The sequence below is a fragment of the Levilactobacillus tongjiangensis genome, assembly GCF_003946345.1.
Taxonomy (GTDB): domain Bacteria; phylum Bacillota; class Bacilli; order Lactobacillales; family Lactobacillaceae; genus Levilactobacillus; species Levilactobacillus tongjiangensis.
The window spans coordinates 1-17,586 of record NZ_RHNY01000019.1 but is presented as its reverse complement, the minus strand read 5'-3'; the positions used below and the strand labels follow the sequence as shown (position 1 = coordinate 17,586).

Annotated in this window: 18 protein-coding genes; 5 read left to right on the top strand and 13 right to left on the bottom strand. The window is 48.7% G+C overall.

All coding sequences use genetic code 11. The annotated features are described in order from the left end of the window. Positions 1–169 precede the first annotated feature (169 nt). Positions 170–991 carry a hypothetical protein gene (locus tag EKM75_RS10615; protein ID WP_225426710.1) on the top strand — a complete coding sequence of 274 codons (822 nt, stop codon included), beginning with the start codon at positions 170–172 and terminating at the stop codon, positions 989–991. Positions 992–1,370: 379 nt separating this feature from the next. Here EKM75_RS10615 and EKM75_RS10610 read toward each other — a convergent pair whose 3' ends face one another. Then, positions 1,371–2,567: a cation:proton antiporter gene (locus EKM75_RS10610; RefSeq protein WP_125694459.1), complete on the bottom strand. Its 1,197-nt coding sequence runs from the start codon at positions 2,565–2,567 to the stop codon at positions 1,371–1,373. Between the two features lie 366 nt (positions 2,568–2,933). Between EKM75_RS10610 and EKM75_RS10605 the strand changes: the two genes are divergently transcribed. Next, the gene (locus EKM75_RS10605) at positions 2,934–3,134 is read left to right on the top strand and encodes a YjzD family protein (protein WP_125694457.1); all 201 of its coding nucleotides are present in this window, start codon (positions 2,934–2,936) and stop codon (positions 3,132–3,134) included. Positions 3,135–3,799: 665 nt separating this feature from the next. Here EKM75_RS10605 and EKM75_RS10600 read toward each other — a convergent pair. From EKM75_RS10600 to EKM75_RS10590, 3 genes are all read right to left on the bottom strand, one after another. Next, a complete protein-coding gene (locus tag EKM75_RS10600; RefSeq protein ID WP_125694455.1) occupies positions 3,800–4,471 on the bottom strand; it encodes a GTP pyrophosphokinase in 672 nt (223 codons plus the stop codon). Then, the gene (locus EKM75_RS10595; protein ID WP_125694453.1) at positions 4,468–5,712 is read right to left on the bottom strand and encodes a multidrug efflux MFS transporter; all 1,245 of its coding nucleotides are present in this window, start codon (positions 5,710–5,712) and stop codon (positions 4,468–4,470) included. The genes EKM75_RS10600 and EKM75_RS10595 overlap by 4 nt, the downstream gene beginning before the upstream one ends. Before the next feature lie 82 nt (positions 5,713–5,794). After that, complete coding sequence (locus EKM75_RS10590; protein ID WP_125694451.1) at positions 5,795–6,058, bottom strand: hypothetical protein; 264 nt, start codon at positions 6,056–6,058, stop codon at positions 5,795–5,797. A gap of 235 nt (positions 6,059–6,293) precedes the next feature. On the opposite strand from EKM75_RS10590, the gene EKM75_RS10585 reads away from it, so the two are divergent. Both EKM75_RS10585 and EKM75_RS10580 read left to right on the top strand, forming a co-directional pair. Next, the gene (locus tag EKM75_RS10585) at positions 6,294–7,052 is read left to right on the top strand and encodes an SDR family oxidoreductase (RefSeq protein ID WP_125694449.1); all 759 of its coding nucleotides are present in this window, start codon (positions 6,294–6,296) and stop codon (positions 7,050–7,052) included. Positions 7,053–7,210: 158 nt separating this feature from the next. Beyond that, positions 7,211–7,969 carry an SDR family oxidoreductase gene (locus EKM75_RS10580; RefSeq protein ID WP_125694447.1) on the top strand — a complete coding sequence of 253 codons (759 nt, stop codon included), beginning with the start codon at positions 7,211–7,213 and terminating at the stop codon, positions 7,967–7,969. 683 nt (positions 7,970–8,652) lie between these two features. On the opposite strand, the gene EKM75_RS10575 is transcribed toward EKM75_RS10580, so the two are convergent. The 5 genes from EKM75_RS10575 to EKM75_RS10555 all read right to left on the bottom strand — a co-directional run bounded on the left by EKM75_RS10575 (position 8,653) and on the right by EKM75_RS10555 (position 13,291). Continuing rightward, a complete protein-coding gene (locus EKM75_RS10575; RefSeq protein WP_125694445.1) occupies positions 8,653–9,027 on the bottom strand; it encodes a DUF1634 domain-containing protein in 375 nt (124 codons plus the stop codon). Continuing rightward, on the bottom strand, positions 9,027–9,872 hold the full coding sequence (locus EKM75_RS10570) for a sulfite exporter TauE/SafE family protein (protein WP_125681487.1): 846 nt from the start codon (positions 9,870–9,872) through the stop codon (positions 9,027–9,029). Before EKM75_RS10570 ends, EKM75_RS10575 begins: the two co-directional genes overlap by 1 nt. 322 nt (positions 9,873–10,194) lie before the next feature. After that, positions 10,195–11,052, bottom strand: coding sequence for a LysR family transcriptional regulator (locus EKM75_RS10565; protein ID WP_125694443.1), 858 nt, complete (start codon positions 11,050–11,052; stop codon positions 10,195–10,197). Between the two features lie 45 nt (positions 11,053–11,097). Beyond that, positions 11,098–11,988, bottom strand: a complete 891-nt coding sequence (locus EKM75_RS10560) for an alpha/beta hydrolase (protein ID WP_125694441.1) — start codon at positions 11,986–11,988, stop codon at positions 11,098–11,100. Beyond that, on the bottom strand, positions 11,978–13,291 hold the full coding sequence (locus EKM75_RS10555; RefSeq protein ID WP_125694439.1) for a PTS transporter subunit EIIC: 1,314 nt from the start codon (positions 13,289–13,291) through the stop codon (positions 11,978–11,980). The genes EKM75_RS10560 and EKM75_RS10555 overlap by 11 nt, the downstream gene beginning before the upstream one ends. Positions 13,292–13,503: 212 nt before the next feature. On the opposite strand from EKM75_RS10555, the gene EKM75_RS10550 reads away from it, so the two are divergent. Next, positions 13,504–13,989: a hypothetical protein gene (locus tag EKM75_RS10550; RefSeq protein ID WP_125694437.1), complete on the top strand. Its 486-nt coding sequence runs from the start codon at positions 13,504–13,506 to the stop codon at positions 13,987–13,989. A gap of 66 nt (positions 13,990–14,055) precedes the next feature. On the opposite strand, the gene EKM75_RS10545 is transcribed toward EKM75_RS10550, so the two are convergent. The 4 genes from EKM75_RS10545 to EKM75_RS10530 form a co-directional block, all read right to left on the bottom strand. Next, a complete protein-coding gene (locus tag EKM75_RS10545; protein ID WP_125694435.1) occupies positions 14,056–14,313 on the bottom strand; it encodes a Txe/YoeB family addiction module toxin in 258 nt (85 codons plus the stop codon). Beyond that, entirely contained in the window at positions 14,306–14,584 is a 279-nt protein-coding gene (locus EKM75_RS10540; protein ID WP_225426709.1) for a type II toxin-antitoxin system Phd/YefM family antitoxin, read from the bottom strand. The genes EKM75_RS10545 and EKM75_RS10540 overlap by 8 nt, the downstream gene beginning before the upstream one ends. Positions 14,585–15,022: 438 nt before the next feature. Then, positions 15,023–16,114: a hypothetical protein gene (locus EKM75_RS10535; RefSeq protein WP_125694433.1), complete on the bottom strand. Its 1,092-nt coding sequence runs from the start codon at positions 16,112–16,114 to the stop codon at positions 15,023–15,025. Between the two features lie 85 nt (positions 16,115–16,199). Continuing rightward, a complete protein-coding gene (locus tag EKM75_RS10530; protein WP_125694431.1) occupies positions 16,200–17,288 on the bottom strand; it encodes a hypothetical protein in 1,089 nt (362 codons plus the stop codon). Between the last annotated feature and the right edge of the window lie 298 nt (positions 17,289–17,586).

The window sequence follows — 17,586 nt, the reverse complement described above, 5'->3', positions numbered from 1 at the left end:
GTTTTGAAGAAGGCTTCAAACCAAGTCGGAGGACCGCTCCTCAGGCCGCAGACGTGCCCCACAGCGGGAGGCCCTCACTGGCACTGGCTGGCGGCACCCCCGCTTCCATAAAGCTAGCGGTGTTCATTTCAAGACGAAGGGTGTATCCTGAACGCAGGAGGGGATTTTTATGACTGGATTACATAAATGGGGATTGGCTTTAGCCGTCACATTGCTCGCTGTTGGCGGTAGCGTCACCGGAGCTTCTGCGGCAACCAAGACCAAGGATTTACCGTTCACGACGTACGTTCGGACCAAGAAGGCCATGACCATCGGGGCTAAGTTAAAGACCAAGGCCGGTTACCGAACCGTCTACGTTAAAAAGAATCAATTGTTGGCCATTAGCACGGTCGATACCAAGCAAGTTGGCAAGAACTTTAAGGAATACGCGACCTTCACTCTGGGCGCAGTTCATTATGCTAAGATCAAGAACTTAAAATACAGTCCAAAAAAGATTCGGCTCAGTACTGCCAATTTCAAACGCGTCAAGACATTGAAGGCCCCCGTTCGCACACAGCTGTTACTCAAGGGAACGGGCTATAAGATAGGCCGCACCCGTGTTTACCAACCAGGCCTCGTGCTGACGCTGGATAATTATTTACAAACTTATAGCAAGTCCCAGCTTAAAAAATACGATGCCAACTGGCTCAATCCATCGACCGATGTCAGTAACCTCACGTTCATGAATAAGAAGCCACTCGACAGCGTTAAAGTGACGAAGCTGACCAAAAAGGGTAAGACCTACACCCTCGATTACAAGACGCCACTCAAGGGCTTCGCCGACAAAAAAATCAGTAAGCACCACTACCGTTTAACGATTAAGCAATTAGGCACTAGCAAGCAAAACTACCTGCCAATCGACGATACCTACGATGCCGCGGCTTCTTGGACCAATTACCAACTCAACAACAAGCCCTATTTCTCTGGACAAATGGAATGGGGTCTCGACTAGTCCCTACCCTTACTAACGAAATTGGAACCGAATTTGTCACCCATTTTCACGAAAAAAATCAGTTTTACAAAGAAACGGTCCTCACCAACGGCTATGTGCCGGGGTGAGGACCGTTTTTAGATTTAAGCCTATCATTACTACTCACTGACCACACAAGTCAAAGAATAGGTTGCGACAAACCATAGCCGGAGGATGCCAGGATGGTGGCTGGCCGTGTCGACGGTGTTAGCTAGCGTCTCACAGCTAGCTTACAGCGTGGGACGAGCTGGGAGCCTCAGCGGTTTACCGAGGCTTCCAGTCGAGGCGTGAGACCGCACTATGGTTCACGCCGGTCCCCACAGCGGGCCATCACCCTGGCAACCATAGGTGAACACTAAGCCTATTCTGCAGGTCGAACCTTGGAACGGTCGACTTGGCCGCGCCGCACGTGGTCCATCGCCCACCGCAACAGGAACGGGGCCAACAAGGTTGCGACAATGATAGCCGCGACGATAGCGGAATACCGGACTGGTGACATCAGTTTGGCCTGATACCCAATTTGCGCGATAATCAACGCCATTTCGCCTCGGGAAACCATTCCGGCACCAACTGCTGTGGAACTTCCTAATGAGAAGCCGGCGATTTTGGCGCCTGCCCCGGCACCAACCAGTTTGGTCAGAACCGCCACGATGGTCAGGACGGCGATAAACCCGATTTGTTTGCCCAGACCGTGGAAGTCCATGTTTAACCCAATGCTGACGAAGAAGACCGGGATAAAGAGGGCGTACCCCACCGGTTCGATGTGCCGGTCAACCGTCGACCGCGCTGTGGTCTGTGAAATGGCGATACCGGCGAAGAACGCCCCCACCACGTCACTCAACCCAACCAGTTCGGCAACGTAGGCCATCCCAAAACATAAAATAATGGCCATCAACGTGGCGCCCATCGGAATCATCAATCGATCACCAATTTTAGCCATGTAAGGCGCTAGCCAACGAACGACAAAGTATATGGCCGCGAAGTAAATGATTTGTTCAATCGTCGTCAATAAGAGGCTGCTGGATTGAGCGGCACTTTCACCAACGGCGGTTCCAGTCGTACTGACCAACACACTCAAAATCACAACGGCCAACACATCATCCACCACCGCCGCGCCCAGAATGGTGGTTCCTTCACGACTGTTGAGGGCGTTCATTTCCTTCAGCACTTCGACAGAAATTGAGACGGAGGTTGCAGCAAAAATCACGCTGATAAACAAACTCTCCGTGGTCCCCAGGTTATAGAACATCCCCACCAAATAAGTGCCCACGACGGGAATCAATACGCCCATCAACGCGACCAGCACACTGGGTTTCAAATACCGTTTCAGCAGTTGGAGGTCACTTTCCAACCCGGCAATGAACATCAGGATAATGACCCCGATTTCCGCAAAGCTTTCCAATGAATGCGACAAGGTAATCCAGCCTAACATCGCTGGCCCCACCAGAACCCCCACTAGTAATTGCCCGATAACGGCGGGAATGCCAATCCGCGTACAGTAGTGGCCCACCACGGTCGTTGCCAATAGAATCAAAGTTAAATCTTTTAATAGTTCCACGAGTAGCCTCCTTTAATTTAATCAGTCAGTTTAGTCAATAATTGCTGAATCCTTCACTCAGCATAGTCTTCCAACGCTTAAATAGCGACCTGGTAGCCTGTCGACCAGGTGAGTAAACTTAGTCCGTTTGCCCGTAAGCAAACAAAAAGCGACCGCCAAAAACGGTCCCCCCAACCCAAGGAGGACGCCGTTCTTGAAAGCAGTCGCTTCAACCATCTCTAATTCAATTAAGATTTATTATACGGGAACCCCTGATAATCCGCAACCCAGACGCCTCTGGCTAAAAAGTTCCAATCAAAACATCAAGTTATTTACCCGCTGAACCCTGAATCGTGGTAGAATTGTATCGATTGTGAGGTGACGCGTGTGAAGTGGCTTGAATCTAATTTAGTCGTAATTTTCTGGGCGGTTATCTTCGGTGAAGTTGTTGGTTACATTGGCGGAACTCTGGAACAAATGACCTGGAAGCCTTTACAAATTGGGGTTTCAATGGCAGTTGTTGCTTTGATTGCGGTCAACGGAATCACGCTGCTCAGCCGTGATGACCAAGCTTCGAGCGAAAAATAACGCTCTGAATAAGCATGATCGTAAACTTTAGTCTTAGCATTTATGCTAAGGCTTTTTTTGACTGGTCAGGCGCCCATCGTTACGGTGGTCAGGTACGCCGCCTGTGGGACCGTCTAAAGCCTATGGTGCGGTCTTTAGACTCGGCTTTAAGCCTCCAAGGACGAGTCTTAAAGCTCGTCCTAGTCTTGTAGAATCAAGCAGCCTACTTGGTCTAACAAGACCACCATGGGCGCCACACCTGACCACTTCCACTAGCAACTAACCAGTAAATACAGATAGGCCTTCTCTACTAAAATTAAGTTACCCAGCAACTACTTCTGTACATCTAACATCATCAAAGCCGTACATAAAGAGCCTAGTTTGCTTGACGTAGTATCTACTGTCAACCAGACTAGGCTCATTTTAATTTAACGATTTATTAACACTGTCAGTATGCCAACTGATTGGAACATGAAGCCAATATCACCTTCGAAGCCAGTGGCTGCCAGGGAGGACCAGCCGTGTCGACGCTGTAGGCTAGTGCTCTTCAGCTAGCCTACAGCGTGGGACGAGCTTGGAGCTTCGGCGATTTCCCGAAGCTTCAAGTCGAGGAGAGAGACCGCTCTTTGGCTCGCTCCGGTCCCCACAGCGGGCCCTCCCTGGCAGCCGCAGGCGGCCCAGACACGTTAAGACCGCTTTTCCTCCGCCCGAATCTGGTTCTTGATGGCGTTCATATCCTGGTCGAGCTGATGAACCAATTCAGCCTTCACCACCAGTTCATGTCGCAGTTCATCCTGATGCTGGACGTTTTTCTTATAACTTAATTCATGTTCCAGCGAAGCCCAGAAGTTCATGGCAATCGTGCGGATCTGTACTTCAACCGTTACTTCTTCGACGCCCGCTGCTAGAAAGACCGGGACTGCCAGAATTAAATGCAAGCTCCGATAGCCGTTCGGTTTGGGCTTCGACACATAGTCCTTACGGTTCAAAATCTTAATATCCGGCTGCTTTTCTAACCGCCGTTCCATAGACAAAATATCATCCTCAAACCGGACAATGATGCGGATACCCGCGATGTCATGCATTTGTTGTGGCAACGTCTCAAAGTCAAAGTTCAAATGTTTACGTTGTACCTTTTCCAAAATGCTTTCTGGTGACTTGATACGAGACTGAAGACTATCTACCAACGTGTGCCCATTTTGAATTTGATACTCCTGATCCAAGTAGTGAATCTTAGTCTCCACGACCTGCACAGCACTCCGATAATTCAACATCCACGAGCGGAACCGATCGATGGCTTCCAAGGATGTTGGGTCGTTGACAAACTGAGCGGGTAAATTATTTGTCGTATCTGTCATTCGTTTACACTCCTCTTAGTGGGTTTACTGTGCCACTGCCGAATTTCTGGGACCAACCACCACAATAGTAGAAAGTTTAGCAGCAAGGTAAATGCCGTAAACGTGAATACACCACTGTAGTTAAACCAATTGGCTACTAAGCCGCCAACTAACGCTCCCAACATACTACCGAGCGCCTGGAAGGATTGATTCCAACTGAAGACTGTCCCTACTAATGAATGCGGCGCGTTTTTGGTTAACATCGTTTGAACGGCCGGGAACAATGCCCCGTCGGAGACCCCAATCATGAATCGAAATACCCCGAGTAGCCAGACACTGGACACGAAGCCTTGCGGAAAGTACATTAAGACGGCAAAGACGTATCCGAAGACCAACACGCGCTGTGTCCCGTGGCGGTCACCGTACTCACCTAGCTTAGGCGCCGCTAACAGCGTTGAGATTCCCGGCAATGCCGCAATGATACCGGCAACCAACGTAATCGGTCCCGTACCACTCATGAGTTGTTTGACGTACAGACTGATAATTGGTGTGATGGAGTTGTTCCCCATTTGAATAAACATGGTTGAAACTAACAATACCAAAATGAGTTTGGGGTTTTTAACCTGTTTGAGCCAACTACCCGCTTGCGCCTGTTTCTCGCGGCTGATGGGTGTGAAATGCTCATGAACCAACGTGGCACTTAGAATAAAGACCACAATCAAGAAGAAACCAGTCAACAGAAAAGTCCAGCGAATCGTGAAGACCTGGGCCAGAATACCACCCAAAACTGGGCCAATCAAGTTTCCACTCACGTACCCCGTTGTCAGCACGCCCAACGCGTTACCACTCTTTTCCTTGGGCGTTTCGGCAGCAATCAACGCACTGGCGTTAGGAATATAACCGGCGAAAAAGCCCTGCAAAAAACGCAAGCCAATCAACTGCCAAACGTTCGTCACAAAGCCCATAAGGCCAATCACGATGGCCATCCCAATTGATGACCGGAGTAACATCAACTTCCGACCCTTGCAATCGGCCAACTTGCCCCACAGCGGTGAGACCGCTGCGATGACGAAGAAGGTGGCCGCATAGGTCAACCCACTATAGATGGTGACTTGGCCCTTCGTAAAGTGACCCAAGCCTTCAACGTACAACGATAAAAATGGCATAATTTCACTGAAACCCATACCAGCGATAAACGTTCCTAGCCACAACACGGCTAAATTCCGCCGCCACTGTTCAGTTTTACCTTTGCGTGCTCCCACGACTTCTTCGCCTCTTCAACTGTTGATTTACACAATGACTTTCCGCAAGATTATCCAGGTCATCTAAAATTCAAATTGCCTTTTAATTTAGAAATCCAAAATAAACGACCATGCCGATGATCATCACCAGCAAGCTCACCGCCGCCAATCGCTTACGCTTTAAAAATGAACCAACCGTAAAGACCAACGCAAAAATGGTGGTAATTCCCCACACCCAATTATTGAGTGGCTGAGCGGCTTGAGCTGAGATTGCCTCTTCATTTATCAGATAACCCAAAATACAAAATGCACTAACGACTAACCCAACCAATCCCAATAACCACATTGGTACTTGATGCTTAGACATCTAACCTCTCCCCATCCTAAACAAGCTCATAACAAAACTTAACTGGATACAATTACTTAAATTTTTAAGCTCACTAAATCCATTCCTAACTAGTGTAGCATAACTTGAGCAGCCTACTACAAATAAGCACAACGTCCCAATCGAAAGAAATTACTTCACAAATTAACGGTTTTCAGGCATAATGAATTCCGGCATGTGATTAGAGTAACAGAAAATTGATAATGGAGGAGATTTTATGTCAAATCGTTTAGATGGTAAAGTTGCAATCGTTACGGGTGGCTCATTAGGTATCGGTTTAGCAGTTGCCCAAAAGTTTGTTGAAGAAGGTGCAAAGGTGATGATCACTGGTCGTCACGCCGACGTCGGTGAAAAGGCTGCTAAGTCCATTGGCACCCCTGACGTCATCCAATTCTTCAAGCACGACGCAACTGACGAAGAAGGCTGGAACGACTTGTTCGATGCCACTGAAAAGGCCTTTGGCCCCGTTACCACGGTCGTTAACAACGCCGGGATGGCCATTGCTAAGAGCATCGAAAACACCACGACTGCCGAATGGCGTCAACAATTGGGCGTTAACTTAGATGGTGTCTTCTTCGGTACGCGTTTGGGTATCCAACGCATGAAGAACAAGAACCTCGGCGCCTCCATCATCAACATGTCTTCCATTGAAGGCTTGGTTGGTGACCCTAACTTGGGTGCCTACAACGCCTCCAAGGGTGCTGTGCGGTTGATGTCCAAGTCTGCTGCTTTGGATTGCTCCTTGAAGGACTACGATGTACGGGTCAACACCGTTCACCCTGGTTACATCAAGACGCCACTAGTTGACGCACAACCTGGTTTCGAAACGAACATGTCTCAACGTACCAAGACGCCAATGGGTCACATCGGTGAACCTAACGACATCGCCTACATCTGTGTTTACTTGGCTTCCAACGAATCCAAGTTCGCTACGGGTGCAGAATTCACTGTCGATGGTGGTTACACTGCCCAATAATCTCTGATTTTTCTGACAAAGCAACCGTCCCGCTTGGGGTTGGTTGCTTTTTAATTTTCTATTGATAAAATACTTAACAAACTCAGCAAGTTGTAGCATAATAGTATTTAACTTGTATGTGAAATTAATCACGTAAATACTTTATGGAGGTCATAATTATGGCAAATCGTTTGGATGGAAAAGTTGCAATCGTTACTGGCGGAACGCTTGGCATTGGCTTATCCGTTGCGCATAAGTTTGTTGAAGAAGGCGCAAAGGTCATGATTACTGGCCGTCACGCTGACGTTGGTGAAAAGGCCGCCAAATCTATTGGAGCCCCTGACGTGATTCAATTTTTCCAACAAGATGTTTCGGAAGAAGCCAGCTGGAACGCCGTTTTCGATGCAACTGAAAAAGCCTTCGGTCAAGTTACCACGGTGGTTAACAACGCCGGTATCGGCTTAACTGGCCCCATTGAAAGCACGACAACGGAAGACTGGCACAAGTTACTCTCCGTTAACTTGGACGGGGTCTTCTTCGGTACCCGGTTAGGGATTCAACGGATGAAGAACAAGCACCTGGGTGCCTCCATCATTAACATTTCTTCCATTGAAGGGCTAGTTGGGGACGCTAACGCCGGCTCCTATAACGCTTCTAAGGGTGCTGTGCGGATTATGTCCAAGTCAGCCGCTCTGGATTGTGCCATGAACGATTACGACGTGCGGGTCAACACGGTTCACCCAGGCTACATCAAGACGCCAATGGTCGAAGCCGTTCCTGAAATCGAAGCCGCTATGTCTGACCGTTCCAAGACACCAATGGGCCACTTAGGTGAACCCGACGACATCGCCTACATCTGTATCTACCTGGCTTCCAACGAATCCAAGTTTGCTACGGGTGCCGAATTCGTTGTCGACGGTGGTTACACCGCCCAATAAACAGTACTCCTTGCGGCATTGCCTGCCGCCACTCAACTCGTTCACGTTCATTAATACCGCAACAGCAAAAAAGCTCCGGCCAAATTGGTCGAAGCTTTTTTGTCTCTTCTATTCTCTTTGCTGGTTGTTTTCCTTGTGTTTCCGCCTTCGGTTGTCAGGGTGGTAGCTGCTGTGGGGGCCAAGAAAAGCCACAAAACGGTCTTTTCTCTTGGCTTGAAGCCTCGTACAACCCAACGAGTCTTCAAGCCACCCCACGCTGTAGAGCGGTAAAGAACACCACTCAACACCGTCGACACAGCTGCCCCCACCCTAACAACCTTCGGCTACCTTAACTCGAGCTACCGACACACTATCACTACAACTTTACGTCACATTCATGCTGCCAAGTAAGTCATTAATCCAAGTTCACGGCATACGATTGATTCTACCAAATTTTCTGTTAAAACAATGTCTGACTATTTTATCTAATACTAGCCTGACCAACCAGTGTCAGTCGCAGGTTCTCGGGCAGGTTGGTGGCTGTGTCGCTGGTGTTAGTTCGGACGAACCTTGCCGAACTTACAGCAGGGGACGAGCTTGGAAACTTGCGATTTGGGCAAGATTTCAAGTCGAGGGGAAAGACCGTACTTTGGCTTTCCCCGGTCCCCACAGCCACCAGCCTGCCCGGGAACCGGAGACGGCGTTTAGCCGTGCACCCCAATTAAGAGGGCGGCAATTAAAATGAATAAGACTAACGTGGTGATGGCCACGTACAGGTGATCTCGCTCCTTATAGAACGCGTAGATGGACACGACGACCCGTAAAACGGGCGTTAAGATCAGGCAGTACACGCCTAACATCATGATGGCGTATGGCCGTAATTGCCAGGTTCCCGTTAAAATCGTGGCCATGCGCCGGGGAACGAATTCCCCTTCATAGCCAGAATAACCAGTTGTCAAAAACATGCCTAACCCAATCAACATAATAATAGCTGAAACAATCACGCCGACCTGTAGAATTCGACCAATAACGGTTTCAACTTGGGCCATTTCATTAGCCGTTGCTTTCTTTGATTCCATTAGAAGTGAACCCCCAATCCTTTAAACAACATTTGAAACCCGATGTACAAAATAATGGGAATAAACACGATACGAATCCAGCGAGCTGGCAAAACCTGCATGATCCGGGACCCAACCACGGCACCAACTAAAATCCCCAAAGCCATTGGCACGGCAATTCCTGGTAAAATAGCGCCATTGAAGAAGTACACGGTCGCACTAGCCGCCGCCGTAACCCCCATCATCAAGTTGGATGTTGAACTGGAGGGCTTTAACGGCATTTTCATAAAGGTATCCATGGCCATGACTTTGAACGCCCCGGAACCAATTCCAAGAAGTCCACTAGCCACGCCGGCGCCAAACATAACGGAAAAGCCAGCCGGCACATTTTCAACTTGGTAATCAATGCTCTTCTGTTCGGCCTTGTCGTAGTAGCTACCGTTCAGCTTAAGCTTAGCGGCAATTTTATCCGGTTCTACACGTTGTAGAACCTCTTGCCCCCGCCGGAGCTTCCGGTACATGTTCCACCCAGAGAAGACCAGTAGGCACCCGAATAACAGGTACAAGTACTTGGGGTCCAAGACCCCAGTCAACAAAGCACCCACGATGGCACCCGTGGTGGTCGCAATTTCCAAAAACATGGCCACCCGTAAGTTCAACACGTTGTCCCGTAAGTAAGCGATGGTTGAGCCCGAACTCGTCGCAATCACCGCGATGATGCTGGCCCCAATTGCATATTTAATATTTAACCCCATCCCAAGGGTTAAGATCGGCGTGATAATCATCCCCCCACCAATTCCCAGGATTGACCCTGCGATACCGGCAAAGATACCCACGCCTAACATGATTAATGCTGTATTAATCATAATTTTTTACCTCCTAACCAATTCCCAATGTCGTCTTTGATTATCAACTTTTACGAGGCTCGTGGCAAGTTGGTCAGCCCTCGCAATGAGTTAAAAATGAACTTAATTCACAAATGCAGTTCCTATAATTCTGGTATTTAATCCCGAAAATCCGACCTTTGTTTGATTATCCACAAAGTAACGCGTTCCTGCCACGGCCCACCCTTCCAAATTGATTGGCTGCTTATTCCCGCTATAACGGCATTTGTGACTAAAAATAAACGGCGGCTCTGCCATATAAAAAATATATGGCAGAGCCGCCTAATTTGTATTTACAATATGCCTAATAGCTATCAATAAAACGTTGTAATAGTGGACTCGGCGCAATCTCTGCTGGCCACACCAGCTTTAACGTGGTCCGCCACGGCTGATACCGAATCGGCCGAACACTAGTCTGTGGTCCGCTGACCTGCTCGGCTACTGAGTGCGGCACGATGGCCACCCCCATTCGCGCTTCAGCCCACTGAACAGCCGTCCGCGCATCATCACAGGTACAGGCGATAAACGGTGCCATTCCCTTTTGACTAAAAGTCGTTTCAAATAGTTGTTCAAACCGCCGATAGATAATCAGTGGCACACTCTCGAGATCTTCCACCTTCAAGGTAGCTGCCGCAAAGTGATCGTACTTTTGTGGGACGACAGCCACCATCGATTCCGTAGCCAACTCTTTGCTGGTCAGGCCTGGTGCTGTGAATGGCGTCCGCACAATGGCTACATCAATCAGATGCTTCGCCAGTCGGTCAATCAGACCGTAAGTGTTGTCCTCAAACAACCGAATCTGAATTTTGGGGTAATGCCGCGTCAGCGTCCGCAATTTAGCATTTGGCGTTGCGCCGATCGACGACGAAATAACACCAACGGACAACGTACCCGCTAGGCCTTGGCCCAGTGAACGGACCTGTGCGTCAGCCCGATCCCGTAAATCAACCAATTGTTGCGCATAGTCTCGTAACAGCTGGCCGGCGGGGGTCAACGTGGTACCCGTTGCCGAACGATTCAACAGCGTGACCCCCAATTCACTTTCCAGCTGTTTCAGCTGATAACTCAACGGCGGCTGTGCCATATGCAACTGTTGAGCAGCCGCCGTGATTTGGCCCGCATTAGCAACTGCCAAAAAGTATTCAAGTTGGCGAAAATTCACAAACAAGACCTCCCACCGTTTCCACCAATTATAGCAGAAATGATCTCACGGTTGCGTCGCTTCTCCGTTCAAAGCTCGCCGTTTAGCCTGCTGATTTTGCTGTCGTTGGTCTGCCGGTAAATTTTCTTGCAGGAGGTACTGACGAATCAACAAAACAATTTGCTTATTCTGCGGCAAGTCGGAGTGACTGGTTTCATCCCCAGTTACCGTAATTTGGGTGTAGTGGGCCACTTGATTTTGGAACACATACTTTCCCTGGTTTACGCTATTAGCTGGAACCGTTCCGTCACTCGAATAGTTTTCAGTCCCCGCAACGGAATAAACCGTCAGTTTTTTCGGTAACTTTTGCCGCCCCGCAATCAACTCTTTCAACATGGTCGTCTGTTGCGTTGTGCTATCGGATTCCATATTGTATGGCGTCGCAATCGTCATCAACCGGTCGATACTGACGTGCTGAGTCTCCCCGAAGTATTTTTCTAAAAATAGGCTCAGAATCAACCCACCATTAGAGTGACCCATCGCTGAGAAATGATTGAAATGATACGTCTTTACTAGTTCCTTAAAGGCAATATTCAACCACTTAGCCTGCTTATTAATGTTCGTGACCCCGTCCTGATTATTATCAAAGGCAATCACAATAAAGGGGTGATTATCTCCCTGTCGAATCGATCCCGTGTAAGTAACGTGACCATTCGTTTCCACCTGAACCTTCAAAACACTATGCCGTACCTTGGTCTCTTTACGTAACTCCTTAATCAACGCATCGAACCGGTCCTGACTGGCACTAGAACCTGGTACCATAATGGTCGGATTCAGGGCCGTCTTATACTGCGTACGATAATGCGTCGTTCGTTGCCGCATCCAAGCTGTGCTGGGGACAAAGATGGCCAGAATGACCAGGACACCCAGCACCCAATACCACCATTTATGCCCCATGGTTCGCACCCCCTTGGTCGTTTAACAAGCGAACAAATGGCAAATAAACTAGCACAGATATGCCCAAACAAATCAGACTTAAGGCCAGTGCCCGCCAGTCACCACCAGTCCCCACGTAAGCAATTAGAGGACCTGGTGTGGTACTCGGGACCGGATAGACGATCGGTGGTACCAGCTTGAGCGTAATTGCTGACCAGGCCACCACCACGTTAACCGCTGGAGCCACAACAAATGGAATCAACAAAACTGGATTATAAAGTAACGGCAATCCTAGCAGAGTTGGCTCATTCAAATTCACTAAATTGGGTAGAAAAGTCTGGTTGGCGATTCGCCGGTAACTGACTTGTTTAGACCCAATCCAAATAGCAATCAGTAGCGCCAGCGTCATGCCCGCGCCCCCAAAGTTGGCGTAGGCGTCGCCCAAAGTATGTAGCGTTACTGGATTAGGTGCACCCCACCCGGAACCGTGTTGGACTGCGTAGGCTAAGTTTTGCAGCGACGTCACCGCGCTGTTACCGGTCAACGAGACGGGCCCAATTAAACCCAGCCACCACAACAGGTTGTTTAAAACCGTCACGCCCAGAATGACGAAGCCCCGATGACCTGGATTGGCCACCAGTTCACTCAGGCCCTGGTAAACCAAGCCGTTTAACCCGCCAGCAGTTAGCCAGCTCAACCCATAACCAATGCCGATGGTAACGATCAACACCACGGTCAACGGCCAGGCAACCCGACCAGTCCATGATAGCTGGTAGCGCGGATGTTTCAATTGCCAACGCGTCAACCACTGCATGAGGTGCGTGGCAAACCAGCCAACGCACAGTCCAACTACGATACCTAAGAAAATCCCTTGTGGTCCCAAGTTGGGCTCCATAAATTTAGACATGCCCTCACCGGTAGTACGATTGACCTGTTCTAATGCATCATAATTCACGTTCAACGTTAAAAACGCCAGTGCACTCATGACACCGATGGCCTGTCCATCACCACGATAAGTCTTGGCCAAATACCGACCGGTAGTGAAGGCAATAATCACGGCCACTACACCGTTGATCACGGTGCTGGCAACCTGAATTAATTGTTGCCACAATTCTAATCCAGGCAACCAGTCACCCACGTGATAGATTTGAAAAAAGAACCCATTACTGGCTAAAAAGCTCTGACCGATAACGTCGATTGCTGTCATGACTAAGACAAACGGATATGCGATGCGTAGGGCTTCTTTGATTGCCCGTGCCGCCCGCCATCGGCTCACCCGTTGATTGAATCGCCATAATCTTCCTAAAGGTCGCCATTGTTCCATGGTGCCACCTCTCCCCGACTTCACATATTTATTCCCATTATACGAGTTTCCGAGGCAAGATTAGCCCTGACGTCTTATAAATTATTCTTTAGATTGGTCAAGTAGTCCGTTAAGCTACCTCCCCCACTAGTCACGAAAAGTGCGTACAAATACCCGTTCTCCCGGCGTATACTAAAGGCGTGTCAAAATACATAGTAATTGGAGATGGAGTCATGCAACTCAGACAGCGCCTACTAATTGCCACCCTGTTGGCCCTCGGCTTACTCATTGGCCCAGGATCATCGGTGACCGCCCACGCCAAATACAAGGGGCATTCACAAACCCCAACGGAATTACGGGGCACGTGGTACCAATATCAAGGTCATCATAAATGGACAAAGATCAAAATTACGAAGTATAAAGTTATATATAACGGAAAAGCGTTGTATTCCACGAAGAAAAAGGGATCACAACGACTTTTTGTTAAAAAATACAAGAAAGGTAATGGTGGCGTCAACTACCTTCTAAATGGTAAGTATAAGTATGGCTACCAGACCATGGGAAACTTTTGGCTGTCTAAGAAAAAGGTTCACGGTAAACGAATTATGAAGTCTTATTACAACATGGGCTATTTCCAAGCTTATACCCGTACCAAGCTTGCTCACAACTACTCCTATCAATATGATGGGGCCGACTATATGAATAAGATTGGCCGTTAGCCTAAAAATACCTCACCAACGCAAAGAAGTTGGTGAGGTATTTCTTAATTCTAGACATTGAATTTCCTACGCCGCGTGGTCTCGGCAGGAAAGCACGATGACCGTTTGCCCTTCGACACGGTAAATCAAGCGATGACGCGCATCGATTCGTCGTGTCCAGCATCCCCCAAAGACGCCATGCAGGGCTTCCGGTTGTCCCGGCCCCTTAGTTGGGTTCTCCATGATAGCGGTCAGTAAGTCGTTGACCCGTAGCAACAATCCCAAGTCAGCCCGTTGTAAGGCTACATAGTCGGACCACGCATTCGTGGTGAACAAACTATTCATCCTGTTCAGCCACCTCCTGCTCAGTCAGTAAGGTATGCGTTGCCACCTTACCGGCGTTGACCTGAATCAAAGATTCTTGTAGCCAGGCCAGATTTTCTGGCTTATTCAGGACGTAACGACTTTCCAACAGATTGTTGTACTCTTCGACCGAAATCAAGACGGCGTTACTCTTATTTTTTCGCGTGATAATAATGGCTTCGTAGTCGTTTGTCGCTTGGTCCATGAACCGTTTCATTTCCTTACGAAAACGTGCAAAAGTTGTTGCGTTCACTTAAGCTCCTCCTCTAGTCAAACCTTACCAGATACCCGTTCTTCGGTGCCAGGCCATGCTTTCGACCACAGCGAGTTGCGTGAGTATCAGCCAAATTGAACGTGACCCTTGGCGATACATTTTTGGTTTCTTCAAGTCCGTTTCTTCCCCCCACAAAAGAGATTAGACACAGCATAGCGTAATTTTAGTGAATAGGCAACAATAAATATAGTGTTATCTACATTGCTGAATTTATGGCAGCGGTTTCATCGCCAATTTGACGGTATCAAAAAGGCCGTGAACGCCAGCGAATTCACGGTCAATTTATTTTTCAATCAATTTCTACCCTTTGGAAAGCCTAATTCCCTTTTTCCAGAACGACATCATCAAAACCACCAAAAAAACATTGCCAGCAGTCCGCCATCAAATGGCCACCACTAGCAACGCCTCTTTAATCTTCTACCAATTTAACGAATTACCAACCAAAATTTCCGGCTGGTGGTTACTCATCAGATAAGCCTGACCATCATTTCCGAAGGTCAATCCCTCAAACTCCCGGCGTGAAGCGAAACCAGTCCACTTAACATCCCCACTGCTGAGGTGTTCGATCTTTTTAGCCGGCAAACTGGCAATTGAGTCATCCGCCACCAGATATAGCCGCCCATTGTTGGGATTGTACGCCATACTCTGGACACAGGTTCCAGGACCGTGCGCCAAAATCTGCTTCGTCAGCCGGAAGCTAACGTGATCTCGGTGAATGTTCCCTTGATAAATATAAACTTCATTTGCCCGGGGACGCGTCCAAAAGTAGGCATAGCCCGCCTTGTCAAAGGCTAACACGTGGCCACCAGGGACCGCAAAGTGCTTTGCCTTCAACCGAAATTGAATCCGGTGAACTGGCTGTAAGGACGTCGCACTAATTTGTTGTAAGACCCCGTACTGACTCATGTTGATACGAGGAGCAGACTCACGGTCACACCACATATAGAATTGATGGTTGTGCCAGTCGTAGGCTAACGATTGGCCGTGACCGGTCGTAAAGGCTGGCCCCACCTTGATAGCAGAACGAATCATCATCTCTTGCGCCGACTGTGCCGCAGCGTTCGTGTACACCATCTGTAACTGTCGCGGAGTTACTTTCAGGTCAGCCAATGTCTGTAAATTAAACCGGACGATGCGCCCACGGTTGTGCCAAGCCGTCGGACAGTACACGACATAGAGGTAGTGTCCCACGACCGCCGAGCTCTGGGGATCGCCCCAGGCCTGATGTTGATAGCCCGGAATCGGCAACAAGTATTTCGTCTTAAACGTCACCGCGCTACCCCGGTCACTGGCAATGGTATTCACGCCTTGTGGGTGAGCTGCGTCGGCATAACTATTGGGCACGGGTACGTAATGTACTTGACGATCATTCAACGTGGTCATGCGCTTAGACGTGACTAAGGCTGCCGAAGTTTGTTTGACGGTCGTGGCCGCGTGGACTGGCACCGTCGCAGCTAGGCCGAGGCCCAGACTAAGGATTAGTGCCTCAGCTAAATGAATTGTTCTCATAATCCCTCATCCCCCAATCTTTTGCGCAAGTATAAGACCTGTGCGAAAGATTGGGGGACTTCAGAACTCTTTTAACGATTTAAACTTACCAACTGGTGCGGTTACTCGTCAGCACCTCAGGATTATGGTTACTCAAGAGGTAAGCTCGGCCGTTGCGCGCGAAGGTTAAGCCTTCCAGTTCACGACGGGGCGAGAACTTATTCCATTTAACGTTGCGTTTCGTCAGATGGCCGTGCCCATTCAGCTTCTTAGCTGGCAGGTTGGCAATCGACCCATCAGATACCAGATAGAGTTTGCCCGTGTGGGGGTTGTACCCCATGCTCTGTACCCGCGTGCCGGGACCGTGCGATAAGACCTGATGCGTCAGGCGGAAATGAACCTTATTCCGTGAGATTCGGCCCTTGTAAATATAAGCACGATACGTGGATGGCCGAGACCAGAAGTAGGCGTTCCCATACTTGTCAAACGTCAGAACATGCCCACCAGGGACGGAGAACTTGTGGCTCCGCAAGCGGAAACGAATCTTGTGCAGCACCTTCATCTTACTGGTACTGATTTCACTGATATAGCCATACTGATTCATAGGCTGGCGTGGTGCCGATTCCTTGTCACACCACATGTACAAGTGGTGGTTCTTCCAGTTGTACGCCAGGGATTGACCGTGGCCGGTCGTGAAGACGGGACCCACTTTAATGGCCTTCCGGATGGCCCGCTCCTTCTTAGCATTGGAAGAATAGGCCTTCTGAACTTGACGTGGTGTGGCCCGCAAGCCATCCAACTTTGTCATATCATACCGAACGATTCGCCCCTTGTTTTTCCAAGCGGTTGGGCAATAAACCACGTACAAATAGCGCCCACTAGTGGCGATACTCTGAGGATTGCCCCAGGCTTGATGCTTGTAGCCCGGGTATGGCAGCAGGTATTTCGTCTTAAATTTAACGGAAGCCCCCTTGATACTCTTAATTAAGTTACTGCTATGTAAATGCTTGGCATGGCTATACCGGCGGGGCACCCCCGTATAGTGGACGGCACTATCATTAACACGCCGTAAACGACCAACACTCAAAGCGGACGACCGCTGACGGACGATTTTATACGCATGAGCTGGCACGCTGGTCGCCAGACTAAACCCCAGCCCGACCAGTAACACCAACCAAATATATCTAAACTTCATGGATGCGTTCCTTTCCTTCTAATAACTTGTTCTCGAAATTATTCAACATATAAAGTGTATCGCAGAAGATTCCGACCATCAATTGGAATATTATTTTTTTAATAAGAATGGTAGCGGTTCCAAGTAAGCTGACATTGATTTTGCGGTCAGGCATGTCGGCAAATGTTAAATTAATTTCATGAAAACAATTGTAAAAAACGAATCGGCGCAGCCCAAAAAAGGGTTCTATGATATTTGGTGTTGATAGAGAAATCTATCAACACCAATTTTTTGTATAATAAAAGGGGCACACTGCCCC

What these genes read in the sequence shown, in the direction of transcription:
- EKM75_RS10615 (WP_225426710.1), top strand. Translation starts at nt 170, where the DNA reads ATGACTGGATTACATAAATGGGGATTGGCTTTAGCCGTCACATTGCTC.
- EKM75_RS10600 (WP_125694455.1), bottom strand. Translation starts at nt 4,471, where the DNA reads ATGACAGATACGACAAATAATTTACCCGCTCAGTTTGTCAACGACCCA.
- EKM75_RS10590 (WP_125694451.1), bottom strand. Translation starts at nt 6,058, where the DNA reads ATGTCTAAGCATCAAGTACCAATGTGGTTATTGGGATTGGTTGGGTTA.
- EKM75_RS10585 (WP_125694449.1), top strand. Translation starts at nt 6,294, where the DNA reads ATGTCAAATCGTTTAGATGGTAAAGTTGCAATCGTTACGGGTGGCTCA.
- EKM75_RS10580 (WP_125694447.1), top strand. Translation starts at nt 7,211, where the DNA reads ATGGCAAATCGTTTGGATGGAAAAGTTGCAATCGTTACTGGCGGAACG.
- EKM75_RS10575 (WP_125694445.1), bottom strand. Translation starts at nt 9,027, where the DNA reads ATGGAATCAAAGAAAGCAACGGCTAATGAAATGGCCCAAGTTGAAACC.
- EKM75_RS10570 (WP_125681487.1), bottom strand. Translation starts at nt 9,872, where the DNA reads ATGATTAATACAGCATTAATCATGTTAGGCGTGGGTATCTTTGCCGGT.
- EKM75_RS10560 (WP_125694441.1), bottom strand. Translation starts at nt 11,988, where the DNA reads ATGGGGCATAAATGGTGGTATTGGGTGCTGGGTGTCCTGGTCATTCTG.
- EKM75_RS10555 (WP_125694439.1), bottom strand. Translation starts at nt 13,291, where the DNA reads ATGGAACAATGGCGACCTTTAGGAAGATTATGGCGATTCAATCAACGG.
- EKM75_RS10550 (WP_125694437.1), top strand. Translation starts at nt 13,504, where the DNA reads ATGCAACTCAGACAGCGCCTACTAATTGCCACCCTGTTGGCCCTCGGC.
- EKM75_RS10545 (WP_125694435.1), bottom strand. Translation starts at nt 14,313, where the DNA reads ATGAATAGTTTGTTCACCACGAATGCGTGGTCCGACTATGTAGCCTTA.
- EKM75_RS10535 (WP_125694433.1), bottom strand. Translation starts at nt 16,114, where the DNA reads ATGAGAACAATTCATTTAGCTGAGGCACTAATCCTTAGTCTGGGCCTC.
- EKM75_RS10530 (WP_125694431.1), bottom strand. Translation starts at nt 17,288, where the DNA reads ATGAAGTTTAGATATATTTGGTTGGTGTTACTGGTCGGGCTGGGGTTT.